Source organism: Falsochrobactrum ovis (assembly GCF_003259955.1).
Taxonomy (GTDB): domain Bacteria; phylum Pseudomonadota; class Alphaproteobacteria; order Rhizobiales; family Rhizobiaceae; genus Brucella; species Brucella ovis_A.
On record NZ_QLMK01000001.1, the window covers coordinates 287,823 to 312,669 of the forward strand.

The following is a 24,847-nucleotide window of genomic DNA, read 5'->3' on the forward strand; positions in this document are numbered from 1 at the left end:
TTCTATACAGGCAGAAAATTAATTCTGTTCCTGCTTCTTCAGAGCTGCGCTGAGAATATCGCCAAGTGAAGCGCCGGAATCGGTCGAACCATACTGTGCGACAGCTTCCTTTTCTTCGGCAATTTCCAGAGCCTTGATCGAAACCTGCAGCTTACGGGACTTCTTGTCGAAGGCGATGACGCGAGCGTCGACCTTCTGACCAACCGTAAAGCGCTCAGGACGCTGTTCGTCACGATCACGCGACAGATCCGAACGGCGGATGAAGCTGTCGAGGTCGTGATCGACCAGACGAACTTCCAGACCACCATCGGTAACAGCGGTTACTTCGCAGGTTACCACGGCATTCTTGCGCAGTTCACCCGAAGCTGCTGCTTCACCGACCTTGTCGCCGGAAAGCTGCTTGATGCCGAGCGAGATGCGTTCCTTCTCAACGTCAACGTCGAGAACGACTGCCTTAACGACTTCACCCTTGTTGTACTCTTCGATGACCTGTTCGCCTGGGCGGTTCCAGTCAAGATCGGAAAGGTGAACCATACCGTCGACATCGCCGTCGAGGCCGATGAACAGACCGAATTCGGTCTTGTTCTTAACTTCGCCTTCAACAACGGTACCGGTTGGGTATTTGTCAGCAAAGGTTGTCCATGGGTTGTCGAGGGTCTGCTTGAGACCGAGGGAGATACGGCGCTTGACCGGATCAACTTCGAGCACAACCACTTCAACTTCCTGTGTGGTGGAAAGAATCTTGCCCGGATGGACATTCTTCTTGGTCCACGACATTTCGGAAACGTGGATAAGACCTTCGATGCCTGGCTCGATTTCGACGAATGCACCGTAATCGGTGATGTTCGTGACAGTACCGGTGATCTTCTTGCCGATCGGGTACTTCGCGCCGATACCATCCCAAGGATCGCTCTCGAGCTGCTTCATGCCGAGCGAGATACGATGGGTTTCCTGGTTGATGCGGATGATCTGCACCTTGACCGTCTGGCCGATGGTGAGGATTTCCGATGGATGGTTCACACGACGCCATGCCATGTCGGTGACGTGCAACAGACCGTCGATGCCGCCGAGATCAACAAACGCACCGTAATCGGTGATGTTCTTGACCACACCTTCAACGACCTGACCTTCTTCAAGGTTCTGAACGATTTCAGAGCGCTGTTCTGCACGGGATTCTTCAAGAACCGTACGGCGCGAAACAACGATATTGCCGCGACGCTTGTCCATTTTGAGGATTTCAAACGGCTGCGGAACGTGCATGAGCGGGGTAACGTCGCGGATCGGACGAATATCGACCTGTGAACGCGGCAAGAAGGCAACTGCGCCATCCAGATCGACGGTGAAACCACCCTTGACCTGATTGAAGATAACGCCGTCAACGCGTTCGCCATTGGCAAATTTCTGCTCGAGCTTGCCCCAGCTTTCTTCGCGGCGAGCCTTTTCACGCGACAGAACAGCTTCGCCGAGTGCGTTTTCAATGCGCTCAACGTAAACTTCAACTTCGTCGCCCGGCTTCATCGAGCCGTCTTTGCCCTTCGCGCCGAATTCCTTCAGCGGTACGCGACCTTCGACTTTGAGGCCAGCATCAATGATTGCCATGTCTTTTTCGATGGCAACGATGCGGCCCTTTACAACATAACCTTCAGCAAGATCATTATGAGCAAAGGATTCGGCCAGCAGCGACTCGAAGTCTGCGAGAGAGGGATTAAAATCAGACATAAATACTCCTGATGCATCCGGTATGAAAAAACATCGGATGCGGCGCCGGGGGTTAGCGTTGCGTTATACCTGATCTCGGCCCCGTCTATAAAGACACCGGCGCGTGGAGCGCGAAGTCAGGTTTATCAATACGAGAGCAGCCTAATTAGGGCCGTAATCCCATTAATCCAGCGTTTTGACTGAACGATCCCAGGAAAAACCCGGAAAACTATGCGCTATGCTGCGCTAAAGCGTGATCAATCAGCTTTTTTGCTGCTAGAAATGCCGTTTCTATACTCATTTCGCTCGTATCTAGCAAGTGCGCATCTGCTGCGGGCCGGAGTGGAGAATCATTTCGGCTCATGTCACGCTCGTCACGCTGTTTGATATCGCGAAAAATTTCCTCAAAATTCGCGCTTAATCCCCGCGCCGTGATTTCATCAAATCGCCGGCGTGCGCGCACTTCAGGCGAAGCGGTGACAAAGAGTTTTATCGCCGCATCGGGACAAACAACTGTTCCAATATCACGGCCATCAAGCACACTTGAAGGCAGCTTATTGGCAAATTTTCGCTGCACATCAACCAAAGTGCGACGAACCGCTGGCATGACTGCGACTTTTGATGCCGCTTCACCAATTTCATGCGCGGAGAGAATATTCTTATCCATATTAAGCAGATTAATATGTTCCGCAGCTTGAGTTGCCAGCCGCTCATCGTCAAGTGGCAACCCCTGATCGAGCAACGCTTTAGCGACAGCGCGATAGGTCAAACCCGTATCAAGATGCGGAATTCCGTAATGGATAGCAATGCGGCGGGCAAGAGTACCTTTGCCCGACGCCGCTGGTCCATCTATGGCGACGATAAAGTTTTTCATTCGGCGTCGCTTTGTTCGATTTTTGCACCAAGCCCCGCCATCATATCCATGAATTCGGGGAAGGATGTCGCAATGATCTTGTAATCATCCACGCTCACAGGCTTTTCCGATGCAAGACCCATTACGAGAAAGCTCATGGCAATACGGTGGTCAAGATGGGTTTTAGCAGTGCCGCCGCCAATTCCCTTACCATCCGGGCGTCCGCGAACGCTCAACGACATTTCGCCTTCGGTGCAATCAACGCCATTGGCTTCAAGTCCGCGCGCAACGGCTGCAAGACGATCTGATTCCTTGACGCGCAATTCATCAAGCCCATCCATGATGGTTTCGCCTTCGGCAAAAGCTGCAGCAATGGCGAGAATAGGATATTCATCAATCATTGATGGTGCACGTTCGGGCGGAACAACAATGCCTTTGAGTTTTGACGATCTCACCCGCAGGTCCGCAACATCTTCCCCGCCCGCAAGGCGAGCATTGAGCACCTCAATATCGGCACCCATTTCCTGAAGCGTGAGGATCAGACCCGTGCGTGTTGGGTTCATCAGCACATTGCGGATGGTGAGATCAGAACCCTCAACCAAAATTGCAGCAACGAGCGGGAAGGCGGTTGAGGATGGATCGCCCGGCACGTCGATAATCTGGCCGGTAAGCTGGCCTTGCCCGACAATATGGATATGACGAACGCCAGCGGAATCTGTTTCCACCGTCAGATCAGCACCAAAGCCTTGCAGCATTTTTTCGGTATGGTCGCGTGTCATAACCGGTTCGATGACAGTCGTAACGCCCGGCGTGTTAAGCCCGGCAAGCAATATGGCTGATTTAACCTGTGCCGATGCCATCGGCACGCGATAGCTGATCGGATTTGCTGTCTTTGGACCTGTAAGTGTGAGCGGCATGCGGTCGCCTTCAGCGGCCTTGACCTGCACCCCCATCTCTCTTAGCGGGTTGAGTACGCGGCCCATCGGGCGCGAGGATAAGGACGCGTCACCAATGAAGGTCGTTGTCATATCATAGGTGCCGACAAGGCCCATGGTGAGGCGTGCGCCGGTTCCGGCATTGCCGAAATCGAGCGGTGCTTCTGGCTGCAACAGGCAACCATTGCCGACACCATTGATGATCCACACATCGCCTTCTTTACGGATTTTTGCGCCCATGGCTTCCATAGCGCGGCCCGTATTGATGACATCTTCGCCTTCCAGCAAGCCTGTAATGCGGGTCTCGCCCGAGGCCAGGCCGCCAAACATGAAGGAGCGATGAGAAATGGACTTGTCGCCCGGAATGCGAATATCGCCCGATAGACCCTCTGAGCGGTGGGCGGTAGCAGGTTTCAGGGGTGAGGAATGGGACATCGATTTTCACTGTCTCATTTTTGGCGTATCTGACGCCGGGATTGAAGAAAGCGCAGCTTCCCTAGCATAGCTTCCCGACCGGGTCACCCCGCCATACTATAAATCGTGCACAGGTCTTATTTATCACAGAAAAGCACAGTGTTTTTCGAGCATTTTAAGCGAGCGAAAAAACTGTTTACGACAATGAGAGATAAAGAGTAAGTATGGAAACTGTCTTTAGCTTTGACAAAGGCAGCAAATTGCGTTTATGCACCGGGCAACATCGCAAAGCGCGTCTGCGCTGCCCGGATTAGCTTGTCTGCAAGATTGGATTGTGAGCAAGTTCGCCGGGAGCGTGTTTGGTAGATACCATAGAAGCGTTTCAGGCGCGGTATTTAAATTAATTTGTGGCCCCGGCTGAACAAAATAGCATATTACGCAATATGCGGACGGGGAACTCAGAGTAACGAGGCTAGACGTGGCAAAACCTGAACTTGGTACCAAGCGCATCGACCCGGAGACGGGCAAGAAGTTTTACGACCTCAATCGTGATCCGATTGTATCGCCCTATACTGGGATTTCCTATCCAAGATCTTATTTCGAAGCGACCGTAGCGGAAGCGCGTGCTGAAGAAGAAGCCGAAGAGGAAGAACTGGATACAGTTCTCGAAAAGCCTGAATTCGTCTCGCTTGAAGAGGCCGATGACGAAGCCAAGGGTGGCGAGGATATTCCGGATCTTGATGACGACGTTGATCTTGGCGATGACGATGAGGATGCATTCCTTGAGGAAGAGGAAGACGAGAATGATGACGTTGTCGGTATTATCGGCGGCGGCGTCAGCGACGATGATGAAGACGTCTGATTCTCTTCACTAAGCAACAAGCGGAAAGGCGGCCTCTGGGTCGCTTTTTCGTTTTATTTCCGGGATTTATGGGTTTTTTTTAGAGACTTATGGCGCGGAAGCGCAAAATATTTCATTATCAGTGTGAAAGTTGCGATTTAGCTCTTGATCTTCCTGATATTGCCCTTTAATAAGCCGCTCGACAGGGCAGTGCATTTCTGCTTTGTATTCCCTCGCAAGAGGTCTGATGGGGCCATAGCTCAGCTGGGAGAGCGCCTGCATGGCATGCAGGAGGTCAGCGGTTCGATCCCGCTTGGCTCCACCAACATAATTTCCCATACATATTGTTGCTACATTTCAATATTTACAGCCATTGTGTCGAGATGATTCCGAACAATCGTTCCGACCAAGTCCTCATGTCTTGATAATCCAATGAGAAAGCAATGGTCATGAAATAACGAATGACAGCAACAGCGTACTCTCAATATTCGACTTCAACAGCAATGAAATCCGCGTAGTCACGATTTTTACCCACAATGGTGATTTTCATTTCCTTATTTCATGATTATTTCCTATCAAAAAGCAATATAGTTAATTTTGGGGGGGCAATGTGGCCTTTTAATTATCTAAAGAGATCAAAAACTCCTAAAAAGAGTTCAAAAGAAAATAACGAAAATTCGTCAGCAGAGACGATTATTCGCTCTTTTGTTTCCTACGTAGAAACGTCCAACCTTCAGCCGTTAGAGGTTCGGGATGTAAGTAAGCTTCCTTACCCGAAGGAAAAGATCGTTCAAGCATTCCTTACTGCCATATCATCTAATATTGATTATTCTGTTAGAGAAAAACTGAAGGTTTTGGCGTTAGACATTCCTTCTTTTCAAGAAGGAGTGGGTGCTGTTGACCTTACGAGGCTCCCAAAGAATTTTGATAATCTAACGGCTCAGCCGGAAAAGTTGTTATTCGCGATTTCGCAGCATGAAACTATTTCTGAGGCTTATTCCAAGTTCGAGAAAATTGTTGCGAGTGAACAGAAAAATCTTTTGAAAATTATCGAAGCTATTGAGAAAACTGAATAATTTTTATTTACGGGATATCTAGGCAAAATTAAGAACGCAGAGGAAACCTCACAGCCTCGACACAGTGTTCATCTGAACTACAGGAGCACAGTTTGAAGGTGACGGATTTGCGGCCTTCCTTGTGGCCGACAACTGTGAGATAGTGCTTTCTGGTTGTCCTGCCCTCTCAGCTTCTGTGATGATCCAGCGACGGAGGAATGGAAGTTTACAACGCTTCTGCGTCTGCCTTCCCGTTTACCGTCAACGCTCAGTTTCTCGATTTCGTTGAAGCCTAAGCTCTGCCTATTCAGGCAGCGAGCACGCGATAAACCCGCGCTAACTTGCTTGCCTAAACGATTTTTACCTTCGTTCAAACTCGTTGAAACCCGCAGGCAGTTTCCTGGCGTTAACAGCGTGCTGGCCCCTTGCAATCAGCGGCTGGAAATGCATTCTTATAATATTACGAAAGCTAGACTCTGCTTCGCATAATAAAGACAATAAAACCATGACGGTTTTGATTATATTTATAGCGCAGTTGGGCTCACGCTATTGATTTTTGGTATTACATGCCTTTGGCACATCAAACACGCCAAAGGTTGGGGGTCAGCAACCCAATGCACAGACATTGGCGTTGCAGTACGGGGATTGATGAGGCTGTCCAGAAAAGCCTCGCCGAAGGAGAAAAATATGAATCGGAAACTGCTTTCCAGCGTTGTTTTCGCTGCAACGATAGGCTTCACCAGCGCAGCATACGCAGATATTACAATTGGTGTCGTCGCACCACTGACCGGTCCTGTTGCTGCCTATGGTGATCAGGTTAAGAAAGGTGCCGAAACTGCAGTAGAAGTGATCAATGCTGCTGGCGGTATTAAGGGCGAAAAAGTCGTTTTAAAGTTCGCTGACGACGCAGGTGAACCAAAGCAGGGTGTTTCCGCAGCCAACCAATTGGTTGGTGATGGCATCAAATTCGTTGTCGGTCCGGTAACCACGGGCGTTGCAATTCCCGTTTCGGACGTTTTTGCTGAAAACGGTATCTTGATGGTTACGCCAACGGCCACTGGGCCCGATCTGACCGCACGTGGTCTTGAAACCGTTTTTCGCACTTGTGGACGTGACGACCAGCAAGCCGACGTGATGGCCGATTACTACCTGAAGAACCTTAAAGACAAAAAAGTTGCTGTCGTCCACGATAAGGGCGCTTATGGCAAAGGACTGGCCGATGCTTTTAAGGAGGCCATTAATAAAGGTGGCGTCACGGAAGTTCATTATGATTCGGTAACGCCGGGCGATAAGGATTTCAGTGCGCTGGTCACCAAACTAAAGGCCGCTGATGCAGAAGTCATTTACTTCGGCGGATATCACGGTGAAGGTGGCCTGCTTTCACGTCAGCTACACGATGCCGGACTTGATGCCCTTATTCTTGGCGGAGAGGGTCTCTCCAACACGGAATACTGGGCTATTGGTGGTGATACGGCGCAGGGAACACTCTTCACCAATGCCGTGGATGCTACAAAAAACCCAGCTTCCAAAGAAGCGGTTGATGCGCTGACTGCGAAAAATATTCCGGTCGAAGCTTTCACCATGAATGCATATGCGGCTGTTCAGGTGCTTAAGGCAGGCATGGAGCGGGCCGATACCACCGAAGACGCAGCAGCGGTTGCAAAAGTGCTGCATGAGGGTGAGCCAATCGAAACAGTCATCGGTGAACTGACCTATGGCGGCACCGGTGATCTCACCTCACCAAGCTTCGACGTCTTTAGCTGGGATGAAGGCAAGATTGTCGGCCTCGACTAATATTCGCATTCAACGCCGGGGTTTCCCCCGGCGTTTTCTTTCAAGTTTCGGCATTCTGCCGCGTAATCAAATTCTCATATGCTGCATTTGATTTAGAGCCAGAAAAACCCAAGCAAATCCTACTGGGTGGCTGGGACGCGCGCGCAACCGGGGCGGTGGATCGCTAGCCTTGCTTTAGGCGAGCCTTCCAAAGTCCCGATTCGCTGTATCGTGCAAATGATTGTGAAATCCGCCCGCTGAAATAACCAGAATGACGCAGCTATATTGCAATATTCGGCTTTAAACTAGCCCAAACTTTATAAGCGAATACGGTTATTTCACTCTTCTTAAATATAGTTAAAGCGATCTATTTTTAGGAGTGATTTGACTTCCAGCATCTGTATAGTCGAGCAGGCAAAAGAAACTCACTCTCCAGATTTTACATTACTTAAAGAACTATTATTTCGCAAAAAATTTGTCTTTTTAATCCTATGTTAACCATAGGGCCCTATTGTTTGATACAGCAGTACCCAGCCAGGGGAGCAATTTATGCAACGCTATAGATTTGATGATAAAGCAGTTCTCACAAAGGCAATCGTTGAGCTTCTCAATCAAGGCGTAGAGCCAGACGAACTCGACTTGGTGCTTTCCCGAATTGGCCCCGTAGACCTCGATTTAATGCATGATTGTCTGGTTGAGGTGTGGGATTACAACCATCGTATTCAGGCAGAAGCCCCTATGGCCGCCTGAAGCTAGATCGCGGGCACGGTGCGCAGTCGGGCTAAAACACATTAATGATGTCATAAATCCGATACAGCGACGCTTTAATATGCTTGTATCGGACATTATCGAGAGCCATGACCACGGATGTACTGGCATGGAACTTGATAAAACAAAGGTCGGGAAAATCCCGGCCTTTTTGTTTTGTAGGGAATAAGAATATGCCCACAGCGTGATAGAGACTTTGCTAATTAACGCTGCTGAAACGCATTGTGAATTATTTGCTGAATATATTTGAGCGGCGTGGCGTGAAATTTGCCAATGATCCAGCTTTTACCGGGTTGTTTCAGACCGGGTTGAAACCCAAAGCTTGGCCGATCTGCAGAAATCAAAATACAAAATAAAATCGAAAATTGGCCTTGTTTGCGCTCCTTTTTGGCAAAGGCAGGCTAAATGTTTTCTTTTTTGCAACGCTGCTTTCTTCGCGAAAATAGCCAATTATTTCGGTAGTTTGACCTGAAATATCATCAGGGCGCGACAATTCAGACACGCAAAATTATCAACTAAAGGGTGACAAATTTCGATAATAGCTATATCGGTACGGTCGGAATTTTCAGAATTTACCGAAAACTAAGAAATCGCATATGCGCCGGATCTTCCGGATGCTAGATGGAAAAACCAATGAAACACGGCACCCCCCGAACGATCATTTCGTTCGCCGTTTTAACCCTCGCTGTTTTTCTCGTTGGCTGCGAGAATCAGGTCCTGCTCTCTCCCAAAGGTCAGGTCGGGTTGGAAGAACGCGATCTTATATATTTTGCGACGGGCATGATGCTCATCGTTATTCTGCCGGTCATTTTCATGACCCTTTATTTTGCCTGGAAGTACCGCTCCACAAATGAAGAGGCGGAATATGAACCGGATTGGCATCATTCGAACAAGATTGAGGCTACGGTCTGGTTGATTCCGGTTGCTATTATTATAGCACTCGGCACGGTAACCTGGATCGCCACACATAAGTTGGACCCATATCGTCCGATTGATTCCGACGTGCCACCCATTAATGTTGAAGTGGTTTCGCTCGACTGGAAATGGCTATTCATCTATCCCGATTATGGAATTGCCACGGTCAATGAAATGGCCATGCCTGTGGGTGTGCCGGTTAATTTCAAGCTGACTTCCAGCAATATGATGAATTCGTTCTTCATCCCCGTGCTCGGTAGCCAGGTCTATACAATGCCCAGTATGCAGACGAAACTGCATCTGATTGCTGATCAGACCGGCGAATTTGACGGTATTTCCGCAAATTATAGCGGCCAAGGCTTCGCCCAAATGCGTTTCAAAGCCCTTTCCTTGGATAGGCAAGATTTTGATAAATGGGTGGCCGAGGTTAAGGCATCTGGCCAAGATTTGAACCGCGAGCGCTATGCTTCGCTGGTGCAGCCCAGCGAAAAACATCCGGTGCAGTATTTTGCGTATACGGACAAGTCGCTGTTTCATGGCATTGTTAACCGTTGTTGGGATGGCAAATCTGTCTGCCTTGATGATCAAATGCATCGTGAGAAACTGGTAAGGGATGCGCGTGCAGATCTGCGCAATTCCTCTCCCGTCGATTTCAGCCAGTGGGCGGATGACATCATTTGCGCAATCCAGCCTCAACGCATGTCGCAGCTTGAAAACTGATTTGTCGATACCCAGCCGCCTCGGGGATTAGCTCCGGGGCTTTTGGGTAATTCGCACTCCAATCGAAGCAAGAAACGAAATGTTTGGAAAACTAACGCTCGAAGCGATACCCTTCCACGATCCTATCATCTTAACCACTCTGCTTGGGATAGTTGTTGGAGGTGTCGCTCTTCTCGCCGCTATAACCTACTATAAAAAGTGGGGCGTCCTTTGGACTAACTGGCTAACCACTGTCGATCATAAGCGGATCGGCATCATGTATATTATCTTAGCATTCGTTATGCTGTTCCGTGGTTTTTCGGACGCAATCTTGATGCGTGCGCAGCAAGCGATTGCTAGCGGGGCCAATGAAGGTTTTCTGCCGCCCCATCACTACGACCAGATATTTACCGCCCACGGCGTTATTATGATCTTCTTTGTGGCAATGCCGTTCATCGTAGGTTTGATGAACTTCGCCGTGCCATTGCAGATTGGCGCCCGCGACGTTGCTTTTCCATATCTCAACTCGCTGAGCTTCTGGCTGACGGTTGCCGGTGCGGTTTTGATCAATATCTCGCTTGGCGTGGGTGAATTCGCAAAGACTGGCTGGCTGGCCTATCCGCCGCTTTCCGGCAAAGAATTCAGTCCCGATGTCGGAATGGATTATTACTTATGGGCGTTGCAGATTTCCGGAATGGGAACGCTGCTTTCTGGCGTTAATCTTATTACCACTATCATCAAGATGCGTGCGCCCGGAATGGGGATGATGCAGGTGCCAGTTTTCACCTGGACTGCACTTTGCTCCAACATTCTGATTGTCGCAGCTTTTCCGATCTTGACGGTGACGCTTTCCCTGCTGACGCTTGATCGCTATCTGGATTTCCACTTCTTCACCAATGATTCCGGTGGCAATCCGATGATGTATGTGAACCTCATCTGGATCTGGGGACACCCGGAAGTCTATATTCTAGTTCTGCCCTGTTTTGGTGTTTTCTCCGAAGTTATCGCAACCTTCTCCAGCAAGCGGCTCTTCGGCTATACATCAATGGTCTACGCAACGCTGGCCATCACAGTGCTGTCGTTTCTGGTCTGGGTGCACCATTTCTTCACCATGGGCGGCGGCGCAAGCGTCAATGCCTTCTTTGGTGTTGCAACCATGATCATCTCTATCCCGACCGGGGCTAAGGTCTTTAACTGGCTCTTCACCATGTATAAAGGCCGCGTCCGGATGGAAACGCCGGTGCTCTGGACCATTGGTTTCATGTGTACCTTTGTTATCGGCGGTATGACCGGTGTGTTGCTGGCGGTTCCGCCTGCGGATTTTGTGCTGCATAATTCGGTGTTTTTGATCGCGCACTTCCATAATGTGATCATCTCTGGCGTGCTATTTGGCTGTTTTGCAGGCCTGATCTACTGGTGGCCGAAAGCCTTTGGCTTTAAACTGCATGAAGGCCTTGGCCGTAAAGCATTCTGGTGCTGGCTCGTCGGCTTCATTCTCGCCTTTGCTCCGCTTTATGTACTGGGCCTGATGGGCATGACCCGTCGTCTCAACCATACAGAAAACCCTGCTTGGCATATCTATCTGATTATTGCTGCGGTCGGTGTGGCAATCATTCTGTGCGGTATCGTGTTCCAGGTTCTGCAGATCATGATCTCGATCCGCGATCGCGAAAGGCTGCGTGAAACCAATGGCGACTCATGGGGTTCAGGCCGTACGCTTGAATGGTCGCTTTCTTCGCCACCACCATTCTACAATTTTGCTGAAATTCCGCATGTACGCGATCACGATAGCTGGTGGGACATGAAGCAGAATGGCTATGTGCGTCGCACCAAAAGCTTTGCCCGCATTCATATGCCAAAAAATACCGGCGCTGGTTTTGTCATCGGTATGCTGACCGTCCCGCTTGGCTTTGCAATGGTGTGGCATATTTGGTGGCTGGCGATTGCTTCTGGACTTGCAGTCCTGGGCGCCGCAATCATCCATTCTTTTAACAATGACAGAGACTATTATGTCTCGGCCGAAGAAGTGCAGTCCATTGAAGATGCCCGCACTCGGCAACTGCAAGCGCAGGAGGCTTAATCCATGAGCGCTAGCCTTACCAAGACTGCCCCGTTCAAGGGCGGAAACGAATATCCCGTTCAAGAAGACCATCATGATTCAGGGTCAACGACACTCGTTGGCTTCTGGATCTACCTGATGAGCGACTGCATTCTCTTCTCGGGTCTTTTTGCCACCTATGCCGTTCTGGCGCATCAATTTGCTGGCGGTCCGACGGGGCGCGATCTTTTCGATCTGAATTTCGTGCTGGTCGAAACCATGATCCTGCTCGTTTCCAGTGTGACCTATGGCATGGCGACGCTCGCCATGTACAAAAATAACAAGGCAGGAGTTCTTCGCTGGCTGGGCGTCACTTTCATGCTTGGCGCCGCCTTCCTTGTGATGGAAATTTATGAGTTCCATCATCTGATCTCTATTGATGCTGGGCCGGGCCGTAGCGCTTTCCTGTCTGCTTTCTTCACGCTGGTAGGCACACATGGTCTGCATATTACATCGGGCCTGATCTGGATTCTGGTGCTTGTTGGCCAGCTTCAACGCGATGGCCTTACCGAAAAGAACCGGACGCGTGTGATGTGTCTTAGCCTCTTCTGGCACTTCCTGGATATCATCTGGATCGGCGTCTTTACCCTTGTCTATCTGCTGGGTGTATTGTGATGAGCACTTCAAATGAAACACACGATCAAGCCGCACATGGAAGCGTCAAATCATATTTGATTGGCTTTGTACTGGCTGTCATTCTTACCATCGTTCCTTTCATGCTTGCCATGAACGGTTATTTCACACCGGGAACGACAGCCGCCATTGTGCTTGGATTTGCGGTGATTCAGGTGATTGTGCACCTGGTCTATTTCCTTCACCTTGATCCGAAATCTGAAAATGGCTGGAATATATTGGCATTGATCTTCGCAGTGATCATACTGGCCATCGTATTGGCTGGGTCCATCTGGGTTATGCACCACCTCGATACCAATATGATGCCAATGCATATGACACCCGATGCGGTGCGCAATCTTCCCTGAATATGAGGCTGGCCTAGCGCCAGCCTTTTTCTTTCGCTGTTGTTTTAAGTCGCGCCAGCTTGGGTCAGCGAAAATACATAGATGCGCCCCACTATTTCATATCTGTGAGTATAGTTTTATTCCAGCTTTACTGTGGCAGGATTCTTATTGTATCTACTTGTAACTTATTGTTACTGTTTACCATCTTGTTAGAAAGAACTTGCGATAACTATATGTCAATTATAAAATTACAAGTATTAAGTGCTTAATTATTATAATTTAATATAATTTAGCGGAGTTTTTCCGATGGCGTTATTTAAGAGGATTTCCCTGGCAGGGTCCTTAGCTGCTTTATTGCTTACAGGTCTGTCAGTATCTGCTTTTGCCAGCACCGCAACCGTGGCCACCAATGTGAATGTGCGCTCGGGGCCTGGCGTTGATTTCGTAAAAGTTGCTACCCTCCCTGCGGGCTATCGGGTCGATATGGGCCAGTGCCGCGGCAGCTGGTGTCAGGTGCATGCCGGTGGCGTTTATGGATGGGTTTCGGCTCGTTATCTTCGTGCGTCAGATGCGAGGCGGGCACGAAACTATGCGCCGCGGCCCGCTTATAATCCGCGATCGCAATTGGATATTGTGATCCACTCCTATCCCCCTCTTCCGCGCGATAATCCTTTTTGGGATGGTCCGATGGATTGGCGTCGGGGAGGGCATTGGTATCCGCATCGTCCTCATCGTCGCCATTGGATTCCTGTTCAACCTAGTCCGCATCCTTCGATCCCCATCTGGGGCCCGGGTCCTGTCATTCAACCCGGTGTCGCACCGGGGCCGGATTGGTCTAATATCGGGCCAGCACGTAAGCGCGGGCATTTTGCCGGGCGTTAGGCGTCGATAGTTACCCATCAGGTCATTTCCCCCTCCCCGATGACCTGACCCGCGGTCCGCCGGTTCCTCCGCCGGTGGGCCGCACTTTTGTTAACGCTCCATTGATCCTGTTTATGCTAAAAAGATACAGTTGTTGATTACTTATGTGTCAGAAACGATTCTGTCACTTGTCTGGCGCGCGTAACTTGGCGCTGGACGCGCTCTGTGTTAACTCCTGAACGTCCTGGGATCGGGGGAGTATAGGGCGCCGGTATCGGCCAATATAGAGAACGGGACAGATTGGCGTATGGTTTGGAGTAAAAGGACGATACCGGGAAGAAGCGTAGTAACGCTCATGTTGACGGCGTGTTTGTCAACGCTACACGCGTCGCCGGTTTTGGCCTTTGAGATTTTCGGTATCCGACTTTGGGGCGAAAGCAAGAAAGAGGACGCCGACGCTGTTATTGCAGACCCGAAGAACTATTCGGTAGATGTCGAAATGCTCGGCGAGCGCAAGAATGCCGATGGCTCAGAAGCTGATCTAAAATCTGTCATCGAAGGTGCCTCAAGCCTGGTTTCCGACGAGGCCAAGCCTGCTTCCGGCTCGGCAGGGCTTTTAGCCAAGGCGCGCGGCGATTATCGGCGCATTTTGGCTGCTCTTTATAGCGAAGGCCGTTATGGCGGTACGATTTCGATCAAGGTTAATGGAAGCGAGGCGGATGATATACCGCCTGACGCTGATATTCCCGATGACGCCAAGATTAATATTTCCGTTGATCCCGGTCCGCAATTTCTTTTCTCGCGTACAGCGATTTCCAACATTGCTCCGCCACCAACAGATAAGAAAGACCATGTCGAAAGCCCCGAAAGCATAGGCTTTGCACCGGGCCAAGTGGCGCGGTCGGGTACAATTTTGCGCGCAGAGCGTCTGGCCGTCGAAGCATGGCGCCAACAAGGTTATGCCAAGGCCCGCGTAACGGGTGAGAACGTCGTAGCCGATCACGCGGATGATCGTTTGAGCGCGGATATTACATTAGATCCTGGCCGCAAAGCGCATTATGGGCCTGTTAGCGTGGTGGGAACAGCACGGATTGATCCGGAATTTATCGCTTGGATGACGGGCCTTAAGCCCGGACAAGAATATGATCCCGACGATATTGAGCAGGCAAAAAAACGCCTTGGCCGGATGGAAGTTTTCCGCGCCATGAGTTTTGAAGAGGCAGAAACCATCGAACCCGATGGCAGTCTGCCCATTACCCTTAATGTGCAGGAACGTAGACCTCGGCGGATCGGTGTCGGTGCCGAATATTCCACAATCGACGGTTTTGGTGTCACAGGTTACTGGATGCATCGTAACCTGTTCGGCAAAGGTGAACGACTGCGGTTTGACGCCAAAGTCGCCGGTATAGGTGGAACACAAGATAATTCCTTCCATCCGGAAAACTTCACTTATCTGGTGGGCACAAGCTTCACAAAACCCGGCGTCTATACGCCTGATACTGATTTTGTGGCTGCGTTAGATGCAAAACGAGAAGTAATTGATTCTTATACGGAAACATCGGTGAATGCCAAAATTGGCTTCTCACAGATTTTCAGTGAAGAGCTGTCTGCTGCCATTTATGCCAAGGCAAGCCACGGGCGATTTGACGATGATTACTTTGGAAAGCGTGAGTTTACGACCGGTGGATTGCAAGCGGGTGTCATTTACGACAACCGCAATAATAAGCCAGATCCAAGCTCCGGTGTTTATCTGGAAGGCAATATAGAGCCATTCTATGAATTTCAGCGTGGCAATTTCGCAACCCGGTTTACCGCAGAAGGCAGAACCTATTACGGTTTTGGTAAGCAAGACCGGATCGTTCTGGCAGGACGTGTGAAACTTGGCTCCGTTGTTGGTGCGTCCGTTGAGGACCTGCCGCCAAGCCAGCTCTTTCTTGCAGGTGGCGGCGGCTCCATCCGTGGCTATCCCTATCGCGGCATAGGGATTGAAACACCCAATGGCGAAATAATCGCCGGGCGTTCTTTGGTGGAAGCTTCGGGCGAAATTCGTGCACGCGTCACCGATTCAATCGGCGCGGTTGCTTTCCTTGACGCAGGCTATGTCGGTGAACAATCCTATCCAGATTTTTCGGAAGATTTGCGCCTCGGCACGGGTATAGGCTTGCGTTATCTAACCGGGCTAGGCCCGCTCCGGCTGGATGCTGCGATTCCACTTAACCGCCGCTCGGGCGATCCGAGCTATGCATTTTACGTAGGCATAGGACAGGCGTTTTGACTAGATTTCTTGCTCTGCTCGCTTTTCTTCTTTTCGCATTGCCCGCTGTTGCACAGGAACAGGCGGAAGAGGAAAAATCATATTTCCTGTCCTTCGTCGAAAATCAGCTTTCCGCTCCAAATCGCCGGATTTCTATTTCCGGCATAAGTGGTTTGCTTTCATCTGAAGCATCGGTGGCCTCGATTACGGTGGCGGATCGTGACGGTGTTTGGCTCCGGATAGAAAATGCACAACTCAACTGGAGCCGCTTGGCGCTGCTCAGGGGCAATCTCAGCATTCAGTCGCTTGTTGCGGAACGAATTGATTTTATCCGCACGCCCTTGCCGGATACCAATGTACCAACACCGGAAGCCTCCACATTCAGCCTGCCCGAACTTCCGCTATCCATCAATATTGATCGCCTGGAAATCGCAAAGCTTCATTTTGGCGAAGATGTTTTCGGATTGGAATCGGATATCTCGCTTGATGGCAATCTTTCTCTGGCTGGCGGTTCTCTGAATTCAGATTTTGATATCAAACGGCTAGACGGTCCGGGAGGAAGTTTTACACTCAAGGCTGCCTATGCCAATGCAGACCAGAAGCTTGATCTGAATTTGCAAGTTTCTGAACCAGCCGATGGTATCGTCGCAAATTTGCTTAAAATTGACGGACGACCACCGGTTGAGCTTGAGCTTACGGGCGAGGGAACACTGGATAATCTGGTGGTTAATCTCGCGCTGGACACCAATAGAACAAGAACACTATCCGGAAAATTCACGCTCACCCGTCAGGGCGACGGACGCATTTTTGTTGCCGGATTTAATGGCCCGATCGCAGTCTTGGTGCCTGCACAATTCCGTGATTTTTTCGGTGCAGAAACCACACTTTCAGCCAAAGGCTTGCTGCGCGATGCGGGCGGATTCCGCCTCGACGATCTGGCTTTAAAAAGTGCTGCGCTTGATCTTAAAGCAGAAGCTGAATCCGATAATGTCGGATTTCTAAATCGCCTGCGGGTTGATGCCAGCATAAGAGATGAAGAAAAGGGGCATGTTCTTCTGCCGCTCAAAGGCGGGGAAACATTTGTTGATAATGCGCGGTTGCAGATTTCATATGGAGATCGACCGACTGATGACTGGATCGGTAAACTGGAGATTGCCAATTTTACCAATGCCACAATTTCCGCGTCATCCATTGCGCTGGACATGGGCGGTATTGCTCAAAATCTCAACAATCCAACCAACCGCCATATAACATTCAACGTTAATGGCGGCGCGCAGGGAATTTCATCGCAGGATGCAAAACTGGCGGAAGCTCTTGGCGATGCCATTACGCTGGAAATTGCCGGCGGATGGCGTAGCGGAATGCCGGTGGAGCTCGCAACCGCAAATATAGAGGGAAATGGCCTCGGTCTTGCCCTACAGGGAAACATCGTCGACGCCGCCTTTAATGGTGACATTATTGCCAATGTTGCAAGCCTTGCGCCCTTTGGTGCTTTGGCAGATCGGAAGCTTGCGGGCAGCATTAACATTAAGGCAGCCGGGACCGTTTATCCGATTAGTGGAGCCTTCCAGCTCGATTTAAACGGAAACGCCCAGAATTTGCACACCGGAACTCAAGCGCTGGATAATCTTCTGCAAGGCGATGTTCAGTTGAGCGGTGCGCTTGGACGCAGCGTCGAAGGATTTTCAGCACGTAATTTTCGTATTGGCAATGAGCGCAGCGAAATAACCGCGAATGGGTCTGTTGCATCGGATAAAGCCGATTTTGATTTTGGCGTTGCGCTCTCCGATCTGGCAATGCTTTCAGACCGGACTTCTGGTCGGTTGACGGTGAAGGGAAGTGCGCGCGGAACGGACAAGCTGATCGCTTTGGCATTGCGCGCGGACGTACCGCAAGGAGAACTCGCAGACCGCAAGTTGAACGATGCAGCGCTCGATTTCAATGCCTTGCTGGATGGCAATGTGGCAACAGGCACCACCTTGACCGGCAACTTATCGGGCAGCGCATTTCTCAATGGCCAGAGAGTGGATCTGGGCACGCTCATCAATATTGCGGATGATGAAACGCGGTTTTCAGATTTAAGCTTTAATGCTGGAGGCACAAATTTATCTGGCGATGTTACCCATACTGCGAAAGGCTTGCTGTCAGGAAATCTGAAATTAGATGCGGCCGATATATCAACCGCCGCAGCCTTATTCCTCACAGAAGCCACCGGCGCTGCCACGGCAAATATTCACCTTACAGCCAATGGTGAAAAGCAAAATCTTGATGTCACGGCCAACGCGAAAAACATAAAAATCAATCAGAACCATATTACTTCTGCTGATATCGCACTCAAAATCAGTGACCTTTTTGGAGTTCCGGTGATTGATGGCGATGCTGCCGCAAGTAATATTCTCATTGATACATTTGGTTTGGACAGTTTTGACCTAACAGCCAATGCCACGGGCGCAAAAACCGATTTTAAAGCCAGTACAAAACTCAAAATCGGCACATTGGCGACGGCTAGCGGGTCCTTGGCACCAAATGATGATGGTTTTGAACTCTTGCTGCAATCTGCCGATGTCAGCCAAGGAAACTTGAAAGCCAATCTTGCATCCCCTGCCAAAATCGCCATGAAAGGCGGTCAGATTTCTGTCGACGATCTGGTGATCAATACCGGGCAAAATGGTATGAATGGCCAAGTGAAGCTGGATGGAACAGTGGATGACCGGCTCGACCTCACAGTAGCGATCGCCAATCTTCCGCTCGCATTGGGCAATACATTTCAACCTGATCTTGGCTTGGGCGGAATAATAAATGGCAATGCAAGGATAACCGGCACGCGTGAACAGCCTGATATTGTCTTTGATGCCACAGCCCGGGATGTCACCGCGGCCCTATTGCGCGATCAGGGCATTGCAGCGCTCAATGCAGAGGCTAAAGGTCACTCCCAGAACAACCAGCTGAATGTGAACACGCATATCACCGGCGGTGGCGGCATTGATCTGCGCGCCAATGGTATAGTGCCGCTAGATAAGGGCGAATTGGCAATTGATATTAATCTTGCCAATCTTCCGCTTACGGCTCTCAATGGTGTCGTAAAAGATCAAGACCTTTCCGGCAATGTTTCCGGTACGGCACGCGTGACCGGCCCGCTCACCAATCCCGCAGCCAGTTTTAATCTGCGCGGAACCAGCCTCGCTGCAAAGCCTTTGCGCGAAAACGGACTTGCCCCGCTCACATTAGAAGCTTCCGGCCGTTATGCTGCAAACGCAATTGAGATGAGCGCCCTTAATATTGATGGCCCACAGGGTCTCAATGTGACGGCAAATGGCAAGGTTCCTTTGTCCGGCCAGGGGCTTGGCGTGAATGTCACCGGAAATGTGCCGCTGGTGCTCGCTAATCGTTTTCTTGCTGATCGCGGAAGTCAGGCTTCCGGTACTATGTCGCTGACTGCCAGTGTGAGCGGTAGCTTTGATCGGCCTCAGCTACGCGGTATGTTCTCGACAGCGGGCGCGCAATTCATCGATCCGGAAACCAATGTTCGTGTCAATGATATCAATATCATGGGCAGTATGGAGGGTGAAACGATCACGCTGCGCCAGGTCAGCGGAAATTTTGCCGGTGGCGGAACAATATCTGCTAATGGCACTATTTCAACCAATGCTGCGGCCAATTTCCCTGCCGATATCACAGTCAAACTGGACCGTGCACGCTATGCCGATGGCAAGCTTGTAGTTGCGACGGTCGGCGGGTCGATTTCGATTAAGGGTCCTTTGATGCGTGATCCGCTGATTTCGGGCCGCATTAATGTTGAACGGGCGGAAATATCTGTTCCGGAAAATCTTGGCGGTGGCGCGACATACGTGCCCGTCGAACATATCAACACGCCCGCAGCCGTTGAAGCTACTTTGGAGCGGGCAAAGGTTGAGGAACGCCGCAGCAAAGTGCCAACACCTACTGCGCGTCCGAGCATGCCTCGCCTTGATGTGGTGGTGAGTGCGCCAAATCAGGTCTTTGTGCGAGGTCGAGGTTTGGATGCAGAGCTTGGCGGACGCGTGCGCCTGACAGGCCCCCTCACCAATATTCATCCCGTTGGCGCATTTGACTTGATCCGTGGACGCATTGGTATTCTCGGCCAACGTATCACCTTCGACGAGGGTAACGTGACGCTGGTTGGCGATCTCAATCCACAGCTCAACTTCGTTGCAAGAACGGAAGGGAGCGACATCACCGCCATCGTAACGGTGACCGGAACTGTCGATAATTTGAACATTGTTTTCTCTTCGACGCCCGAATTGCCGCAAGATGAAGTGCTGGCACATCTCATCTTCAAACGCTCAATCGGAGAACTTTCACCGTTCCAGATTGCCCAATTAGCCGCCGCAGCCGCAGAGCTTGCGGGCGGTTCCAATAATTCACTAATGGGTTCAATCCGCCAAGGTGTCGGTCTTGATGATATTGATGTGGTGACCAATAGTGAGGGCGAGACCGCTGTACGGGCTGGCCGATATATAAAGGACAATATCTATCTGGGCGTTGAAGCAGGTTCAGGCGGCACAACCAAGGGGACTGTCAATCTCGATATTTCGCGCAACTTGAAAGCCAAGGGAGCGCTAGGTTCTGATGGTGATTCCAGTGTCGGTATTTTCTTTGAAAGAGATTATTGATCTATCCGGCTGCATCCGGCCCTAATCTCGAACTTCTAAAGCACAGATGGCAGGGCTTTTCTCGCTTTTCTACTGGCGGATTAATGCTTCCTAAACCATAGAAGGTCAATTCTTGGGACAAGTATAATATATTGCTTGTTCAGGATTGGGCACATCGATGTCTGGATTGCGTAAACAGTTAAGCCGCCGTCATTTTTTGCTTGGGTCTAGCGCCGTTTTGCTCGGCGGCACTGCAGGGTGTTCGCAAACGTTAGACATGTCATCTTTTCAGACAAATGTTGACCCCATGTCCACCGGGGCAATTACTCCGATGCGTCCTGCCATCAGTGTGGACAAATCTATGGGCACGCCAGAACTCATCTATGCATCTGTGCATGAGGGTCCATATACATTACCGGCTATTCCTTACGCTAAAGTGCCCAAAGAATATCGCCGCCAAATCGTAAAAGATCCAACCGGTCTGCCTCCAGGTACGATCTATGTCAGCACCAAAGATCATTTCCTTTATTATGTTTTGCCGGATGGTGAAGCGATCAGATATGGGGTGGGAATTGGTAAAGCCGGTTTTGAATGGTCAGGACGGGCGAATGTGCAATATAAACGCCAATGGCCACGCTGGACGCCACCGCCAGAAATGATCCAGCGCCAACCTGAATTGGAAAAATATCGAAACGGACAAGAGCCAGGTCCTAATAATCCGTTGGGAGCGCGTGCGCTCTATATCTACCAAAATGGTCAGGACACGGGCTACCGAATTCATGGTTCGCCTGAATGGTGGTCTATCGGAAAATCTATGTCATCGGGCTGTATACGCCTGATGAATCAAGACATTATCGATCTTTATGAGCGCGTAAAAGGGCAAGCACCGATCATAGTCGCGTGAGTTTTGTTCTCACTGCCAAGTTTATCAGAAATGCTTGTCCAGTCTCGCCAGTTTCATATGACCATCGCCACGGTGCTTGAACGTGCGTGTTACAGTTGTTTGACTGTTTAACTCACGTTTCACATAAGAGGTGAGTTGAGGTGCGATAGGCGGAACAGTAAATGCTGCTATGGTAAGCGTGATTGCAGCGATAACGCCCAGGCACCGTTCGGTTCTGGCTTGCATGTTTTCTCCTCACACTGCGTAATCGCAGCAAGTTTAAAGCCGGTCTGTAGCGACATTTGCCTAGTGAAAAGTCGAGCGATTGGTTTCAGTCAAAGCGCTGTCGATTGCTTGGACAGGTATAGGCAGTAAAGTCTGGCCGAATTCTGCCAGCATCTCGGCAAATCCGCGTGCGGCATCGGTCACATCGTCACACCGTCTCGGGCAAGCAATCGCATTGATACAAAATTCCAGAAGCCTCTGATCATCATTTTGTAGAGCAGAAATAAGCCCCAATATCAGACATTCCTCACGGCATATATGATGTGAATCGAAAGGAAAGCTGCGTAATGGGCAGAGAGCGCATTGCCTCAAAACCCGGATAAAATGCGACAATTCTCCGACTGCCTGTTTGGCAGGCCACCAGCCCAGCGCCCCATTGTAAAGTCCCCAGGCCATCTCCCAAGGAACAATTGAGCCGGTTTCAAATCCGGCTGTCCAGCGCCGATAGCCTTCCAGGACAAGCTTTTCAGGCAGCCGCTCGAAATAATCGGCACTATTTGCGCCCGTGAGATGTGATACCCGCATCATGATCGCCACCGCCAATTATAGGATGTGAGGCACTTCACATCGCGGTAGCGAGACAAGCTTAATTGCAAGCGTGGCGCTACATATCCGGTAGGCAAAAGGCTAAGCTGCCAAGGTAAGCCATCAATATTTGCAATCCGGTTCTCATCAACTTTGACCATAAGATCCTCCAATTGAAAGGGTTCAAGGCCCCGACATTAAAGGTTGCTATTAGCGGAAATATGAAAGCCTGAAAATTAAGTGGAGTCAATCGCTCAAGTTTAAAAAAATCATCCGCATATAGTCGCTATTGGAATTTGCAGGCTGCTTTGCGGCAACGCGCACGGTTTTAATCAATCGAGGATTTGAGTGGCGCTGATATGAAACATCGCCACAAATATTGACCAATCAATGATGCGAGTGCTCATCGTGATTGGAGGCGCTTTTGGAGGTGACGGAGAATTCCAGTTGGGCTTTACCTGCTTTTTCAAATTCTAACGTCACAGGAACTCGGTCGCCTTCCTTATAAGGATGATCCGGCTCAATAAACATCAGATGGTAACCACCGGATTTGAGTTCGACTGTTTCTCCCGCCGGAATTTCCAGACCATCGGAAAGTTTCCGCATTTTCATGATCTGGTTTTCCATAGTCATTTCATGGATTTCGACCCGTTTGACAGCTTCTGTGGTGGCGCTCACTAGCCGGTCGGGCTCCTTGCCTTCATTGGTGATCGTCATAAACCCGCCGGCAACTTTCGCACCGGGCACCATGGCACGAATCGATGGGTTTTCTATATTGAGCTCTCCGAGTTTAACATTGGTCGCCTGATGGCCATTGTGATTGTGGTCCGTATTCTGCTGTGCGTGCTTGCCGTGATCAGCAGCGGATGAAGCATGTACATAAAGCTGAGGAGCGGGATTTTTGAGTTTATGAGGATCTTGTTCGTCCTGCGCGATCTCGGTCCAACTCACTTCTGCATCGGTTCCACATAGTTGCGTCACTGGAAAGAAAAGCGTGGTATCCTTGTCAAAATCGGCAATCTTTCCCACCACGGTAAACTCATCAAAATGATCGCTCGGCAGGTTTCCGTCACTCCAGACAACCTGCGTCACCCCGGAAGTGATGTCTTTGCCGTTAAATTTGAGCGGTTGTGAATAGTCCCCCTTTTGGGTGGTTATCTTCCAGCCAGCCTTGGCTTGCGGTTGCGCCAAAACGAAACCTTCGGGAATATCCACCCGCACTTCGGTTGTTGCTTTTCCGCTGCATCCATGCGGAATCCGTAAGGATGCTTTGTAAAAACTTCCCGCTGTGGCCTCTTTTTCAGCAAGGGTTGAATGAGCCTGCGCTATTCCTGCCCAACTTCCAAGAAGGATCAGCGAGATCGCAATTGCGTTAAAACGAGTATTTTTCATCGTATAATCCTGAAAAGTTGAATTTCAAAACGCTGCTGCAAGCAGCAATTTGTTTCAAAATTTCAGGCAAATGGGGGTGCATGAGGCGGCGCTGATGGCGGATAAATATTGCGTCGCAGCACGGGCTGAGCCGGAGTTACCGCACTCGCTAATGCACTTTGTAAGGGGAATCCGGAAGACGAATCGGGCTCTGGGCAAAGGAAAGCAGCCGAAATCCGACAAGCTTCACAGCCAGTTTGATGTATATGCCCTTTATCGTGATTTTCGCTTGCTTGATGATCTGACAGGCAGAGCACCGGATAGCTGCCATCGGGGAGCATATATTGGGTGGATTGATACTCATTCCACTCAAATCCGACCGGGCGATGCGCAAAGGCCAGCAATACCAGGCCGATTACGCAAACAAAGCGCAATGCCTGTATGATTGACCTTGTTAAAGCGCTTTTTTTCACCTTTCCTGCTCCTGAATAGCTGTCTTTTAGCTGATCGCGGCGAATTTGACCAAGCGACATATCCGCCGCAAGCAGCACAGCTATCAGCTATCAGCTATAACGACCGCCACGCTGAATAACTTCAATCTTGTAACCATCTGGATCGTCCGCAAAGAAGAAGCGCGCCACAGGAACATCGCCATTCTTGAAATCCACCAGATTGCCAACCTTTATGCCCAATTCTTTAAAACGGGCATATTCCGCGTCAAGATCGTCCACTACAACAGCAAGATGACCATAGCCATCCCCAAGATTATAGGGCTCGGTCCGTCCTTTATTGATCGTCAACTCGACTTCAAACTCGCTCTCTTTATTGCTGAGATAAACGAGCGTGAAGGTCTCAAAATCAATCCGTTCCGCAACTGTAAGCCCGAAAGCCTCGTTGTAAAACTTAATCGATTTTTCTTCGTCGAGAACGCGTATCATTGAGTGAACCGCTTTTGCCATTATCTTTCACCTTTGCTGGTTTTTTCTGGCCGGATTGATTGGCCTTTTCACTAAAACTGGATTATCTCAG

20 protein-coding genes and 1 tRNA gene are annotated in these 24,847 nt (G+C 50.1%); 13 read left to right on the plus strand and 8 right to left on the minus strand.

Annotated elements, in window-relative coordinates:
- Positions 1-18: 18 nt before the first annotated feature.
- From rpsA to aroA, 3 genes are all read right to left on the minus strand, one after another.
- The gene (gene rpsA, locus C7374_RS01375) at positions 19-1,719 is read right to left on the minus strand and encodes a 30S ribosomal protein S1 (protein WP_111573812.1); all 1,701 of its coding nucleotides are present in this window, start codon (positions 1,717-1,719) and stop codon (positions 19-21) included.
- A 208-nt stretch (positions 1,720-1,927) separates the two neighbouring features.
- Positions 1,928-2,572 (minus strand): (d)CMP kinase, encoded by a 645-nt coding sequence (gene cmk, locus C7374_RS01380; RefSeq protein ID WP_111573813.1) that lies wholly within the window; start codon positions 2,570-2,572, stop codon positions 1,928-1,930.
- Positions 2,569-3,921, minus strand: a complete 1,353-nt coding sequence (gene aroA / locus C7374_RS01385; protein ID WP_111573814.1) for a 3-phosphoshikimate 1-carboxyvinyltransferase — start codon at positions 3,919-3,921, stop codon at positions 2,569-2,571. The genes cmk and aroA overlap by 4 nt, the downstream gene beginning before the upstream one ends.
- Before the next feature lie 457 nt (positions 3,922-4,378).
- Here aroA and C7374_RS01390 point away from each other — a divergent pair, with 457 nt between their 5' ends.
- The 13 genes from C7374_RS01390 (at position 4,379) to C7374_RS01450 (ending at position 21,658) form a co-directional block, all read left to right on the plus strand.
- Entirely contained in the window at positions 4,379-4,762 is a 384-nt protein-coding gene (locus tag C7374_RS01390; RefSeq protein WP_111573815.1) for a TIGR02300 family protein, read from the plus strand.
- A gap of 228 nt (positions 4,763-4,990) precedes the next feature.
- Positions 4,991-5,066: transfer RNA gene (locus C7374_RS01395), tRNA-Ala, on the plus strand.
- A gap of 211 nt (positions 5,067-5,277) precedes the next feature.
- Entirely contained in the window at positions 5,278-5,817 is a 540-nt protein-coding gene (locus C7374_RS01400; RefSeq protein ID WP_111573816.1) for a hypothetical protein, read from the plus strand.
- A 666-nt stretch (positions 5,818-6,483) separates the two neighbouring features.
- Positions 6,484-7,590 (plus strand): branched-chain amino acid ABC transporter substrate-binding protein, encoded by a 1,107-nt coding sequence (locus tag C7374_RS01405; RefSeq protein WP_111573817.1) that lies wholly within the window; start codon positions 6,484-6,486, stop codon positions 7,588-7,590.
- Between the two features lie 528 nt (positions 7,591-8,118).
- Positions 8,119-8,319: a hypothetical protein gene (locus C7374_RS01410; RefSeq protein WP_111573818.1), complete on the plus strand. Its 201-nt coding sequence runs from the start codon at positions 8,119-8,121 to the stop codon at positions 8,317-8,319.
- Between the two features lie 651 nt (positions 8,320-8,970).
- Complete coding sequence (cyoA, locus tag C7374_RS01415) at positions 8,971-9,972, plus strand: ubiquinol oxidase subunit II (protein ID WP_111573819.1); 1,002 nt, start codon at positions 8,971-8,973, stop codon at positions 9,970-9,972.
- Between the two features lie 79 nt (positions 9,973-10,051).
- A complete protein-coding gene (cyoB, locus tag C7374_RS01420; protein WP_111573820.1) occupies positions 10,052-12,031 on the plus strand; it encodes a cytochrome o ubiquinol oxidase subunit I in 1,980 nt (659 codons plus the stop codon).
- 3 nt (positions 12,032-12,034) lie between these two features.
- The gene (cyoC, locus tag C7374_RS01425) at positions 12,035-12,664 is read left to right on the plus strand and encodes a cytochrome o ubiquinol oxidase subunit III (RefSeq protein ID WP_111573821.1); all 630 of its coding nucleotides are present in this window, start codon (positions 12,035-12,037) and stop codon (positions 12,662-12,664) included.
- Positions 12,664-13,029 carry a cytochrome o ubiquinol oxidase subunit IV gene (cyoD, locus tag C7374_RS01430; protein ID WP_111573822.1) on the plus strand — a complete coding sequence of 122 codons (366 nt, stop codon included), beginning with the start codon at positions 12,664-12,666 and terminating at the stop codon, positions 13,027-13,029. The genes cyoC and cyoD overlap by 1 nt, the downstream gene beginning before the upstream one ends.
- A gap of 285 nt (positions 13,030-13,314) precedes the next feature.
- Positions 13,315-13,890, plus strand: coding sequence for an SH3 domain-containing protein (locus tag C7374_RS01435; RefSeq protein ID WP_111573823.1), 576 nt, complete (start codon positions 13,315-13,317; stop codon positions 13,888-13,890).
- Positions 13,891-14,176: 286 nt separating this feature from the next.
- On the plus strand, positions 14,177-16,144 hold the full coding sequence (locus C7374_RS01440; protein ID WP_111573824.1) for an autotransporter assembly complex protein TamA: 1,968 nt from the start codon (positions 14,177-14,179) through the stop codon (positions 16,142-16,144).
- Positions 16,141-20,775: a translocation/assembly module TamB domain-containing protein gene (locus tag C7374_RS01445; protein ID WP_111573825.1), complete on the plus strand. Its 4,635-nt coding sequence runs from the start codon at positions 16,141-16,143 to the stop codon at positions 20,773-20,775. Before C7374_RS01440 ends, C7374_RS01445 begins: the two co-directional genes overlap by 4 nt.
- Before the next feature lie 157 nt (positions 20,776-20,932).
- A complete protein-coding gene (locus C7374_RS01450) occupies positions 20,933-21,658 on the plus strand; it encodes a L,D-transpeptidase (protein WP_111573826.1) in 726 nt (241 codons plus the stop codon).
- 24 nt (positions 21,659-21,682) lie between these two features.
- On the opposite strand, the gene C7374_RS01455 is transcribed toward C7374_RS01450, so the two are convergent.
- The 5 genes from C7374_RS01455 to C7374_RS01475 all read right to left on the minus strand — a co-directional run bounded on the left by C7374_RS01455 (position 21,683) and on the right by C7374_RS01475 (position 24,777).
- A complete protein-coding gene (locus tag C7374_RS01455; protein WP_111573827.1) occupies positions 21,683-21,883 on the minus strand; it encodes a hypothetical protein in 201 nt (66 codons plus the stop codon).
- A 60-nt stretch (positions 21,884-21,943) separates the two neighbouring features.
- Entirely contained in the window at positions 21,944-22,453 is a 510-nt protein-coding gene (locus C7374_RS01460) for a hypothetical protein (protein ID WP_210205062.1), read from the minus strand.
- A 381-nt stretch (positions 22,454-22,834) separates the two neighbouring features.
- Positions 22,835-23,839, minus strand: a complete 1,005-nt coding sequence (locus C7374_RS01465; RefSeq protein WP_111573829.1) for a DUF1775 domain-containing protein — start codon at positions 23,837-23,839, stop codon at positions 22,835-22,837.
- Between the two features lie 62 nt (positions 23,840-23,901).
- Positions 23,902-24,291: a hypothetical protein gene (locus tag C7374_RS01470; RefSeq protein WP_111574241.1), complete on the minus strand. Its 390-nt coding sequence runs from the start codon at positions 24,289-24,291 to the stop codon at positions 23,902-23,904.
- A gap of 90 nt (positions 24,292-24,381) precedes the next feature.
- Positions 24,382-24,777 carry a VOC family protein gene (locus C7374_RS01475; RefSeq protein ID WP_111573830.1) on the minus strand — a complete coding sequence of 132 codons (396 nt, stop codon included), beginning with the start codon at positions 24,775-24,777 and terminating at the stop codon, positions 24,382-24,384.
- Positions 24,778-24,847: the final 70 nt, after the last annotated feature.

What these genes read in the sequence shown, in the direction of transcription:
- rpsA (WP_111573812.1), bottom strand. Translation starts at nt 1,719, where the DNA reads ATGTCTGATTTTAATCCCTCTCTCGCAGACTTCGAGTCGCTGCTGGCC.
- cmk (WP_111573813.1), bottom strand. Translation starts at nt 2,572, where the DNA reads ATGAAAAACTTTATCGTCGCCATAGATGGACCAGCGGCGTCGGGCAAA.
- aroA (WP_111573814.1), bottom strand. Translation starts at nt 3,921, where the DNA reads ATGTCCCATTCCTCACCCCTGAAACCTGCTACCGCCCACCGCTCAGAG.
- C7374_RS01400 (WP_111573816.1), top strand. Translation starts at nt 5,278, where the DNA reads ATGGTGATTTTCATTTCCTTATTTCATGATTATTTCCTATCAAAAAGC.
- C7374_RS01405 (WP_111573817.1), top strand. Translation starts at nt 6,484, where the DNA reads ATGAATCGGAAACTGCTTTCCAGCGTTGTTTTCGCTGCAACGATAGGC.
- C7374_RS01410 (WP_111573818.1), top strand. Translation starts at nt 8,119, where the DNA reads ATGCAACGCTATAGATTTGATGATAAAGCAGTTCTCACAAAGGCAATC.
- cyoA (WP_111573819.1), top strand. Translation starts at nt 8,971, where the DNA reads ATGAAACACGGCACCCCCCGAACGATCATTTCGTTCGCCGTTTTAACC.
- cyoB (WP_111573820.1), top strand. Translation starts at nt 10,052, where the DNA reads ATGTTTGGAAAACTAACGCTCGAAGCGATACCCTTCCACGATCCTATC.
- cyoC (WP_111573821.1), top strand. Translation starts at nt 12,035, where the DNA reads ATGAGCGCTAGCCTTACCAAGACTGCCCCGTTCAAGGGCGGAAACGAA.
- cyoD (WP_111573822.1), top strand. Translation starts at nt 12,664, where the DNA reads ATGAGCACTTCAAATGAAACACACGATCAAGCCGCACATGGAAGCGTC.
- C7374_RS01435 (WP_111573823.1), top strand. Translation starts at nt 13,315, where the DNA reads ATGGCGTTATTTAAGAGGATTTCCCTGGCAGGGTCCTTAGCTGCTTTA.
- C7374_RS01440 (WP_111573824.1), top strand. Translation starts at nt 14,177, where the DNA reads ATGGTTTGGAGTAAAAGGACGATACCGGGAAGAAGCGTAGTAACGCTC.
- C7374_RS01450 (WP_111573826.1), top strand. Translation starts at nt 20,933, where the DNA reads ATGTCTGGATTGCGTAAACAGTTAAGCCGCCGTCATTTTTTGCTTGGG.
- C7374_RS01455 (WP_111573827.1), bottom strand. Translation starts at nt 21,883, where the DNA reads ATGCAAGCCAGAACCGAACGGTGCCTGGGCGTTATCGCTGCAATCACG.
- C7374_RS01465 (WP_111573829.1), bottom strand. Translation starts at nt 23,839, where the DNA reads ATGAAAAATACTCGTTTTAACGCAATTGCGATCTCGCTGATCCTTCTT.
- C7374_RS01475 (WP_111573830.1), bottom strand. Translation starts at nt 24,777, where the DNA reads ATGGCAAAAGCGGTTCACTCAATGATACGCGTTCTCGACGAAGAAAAA.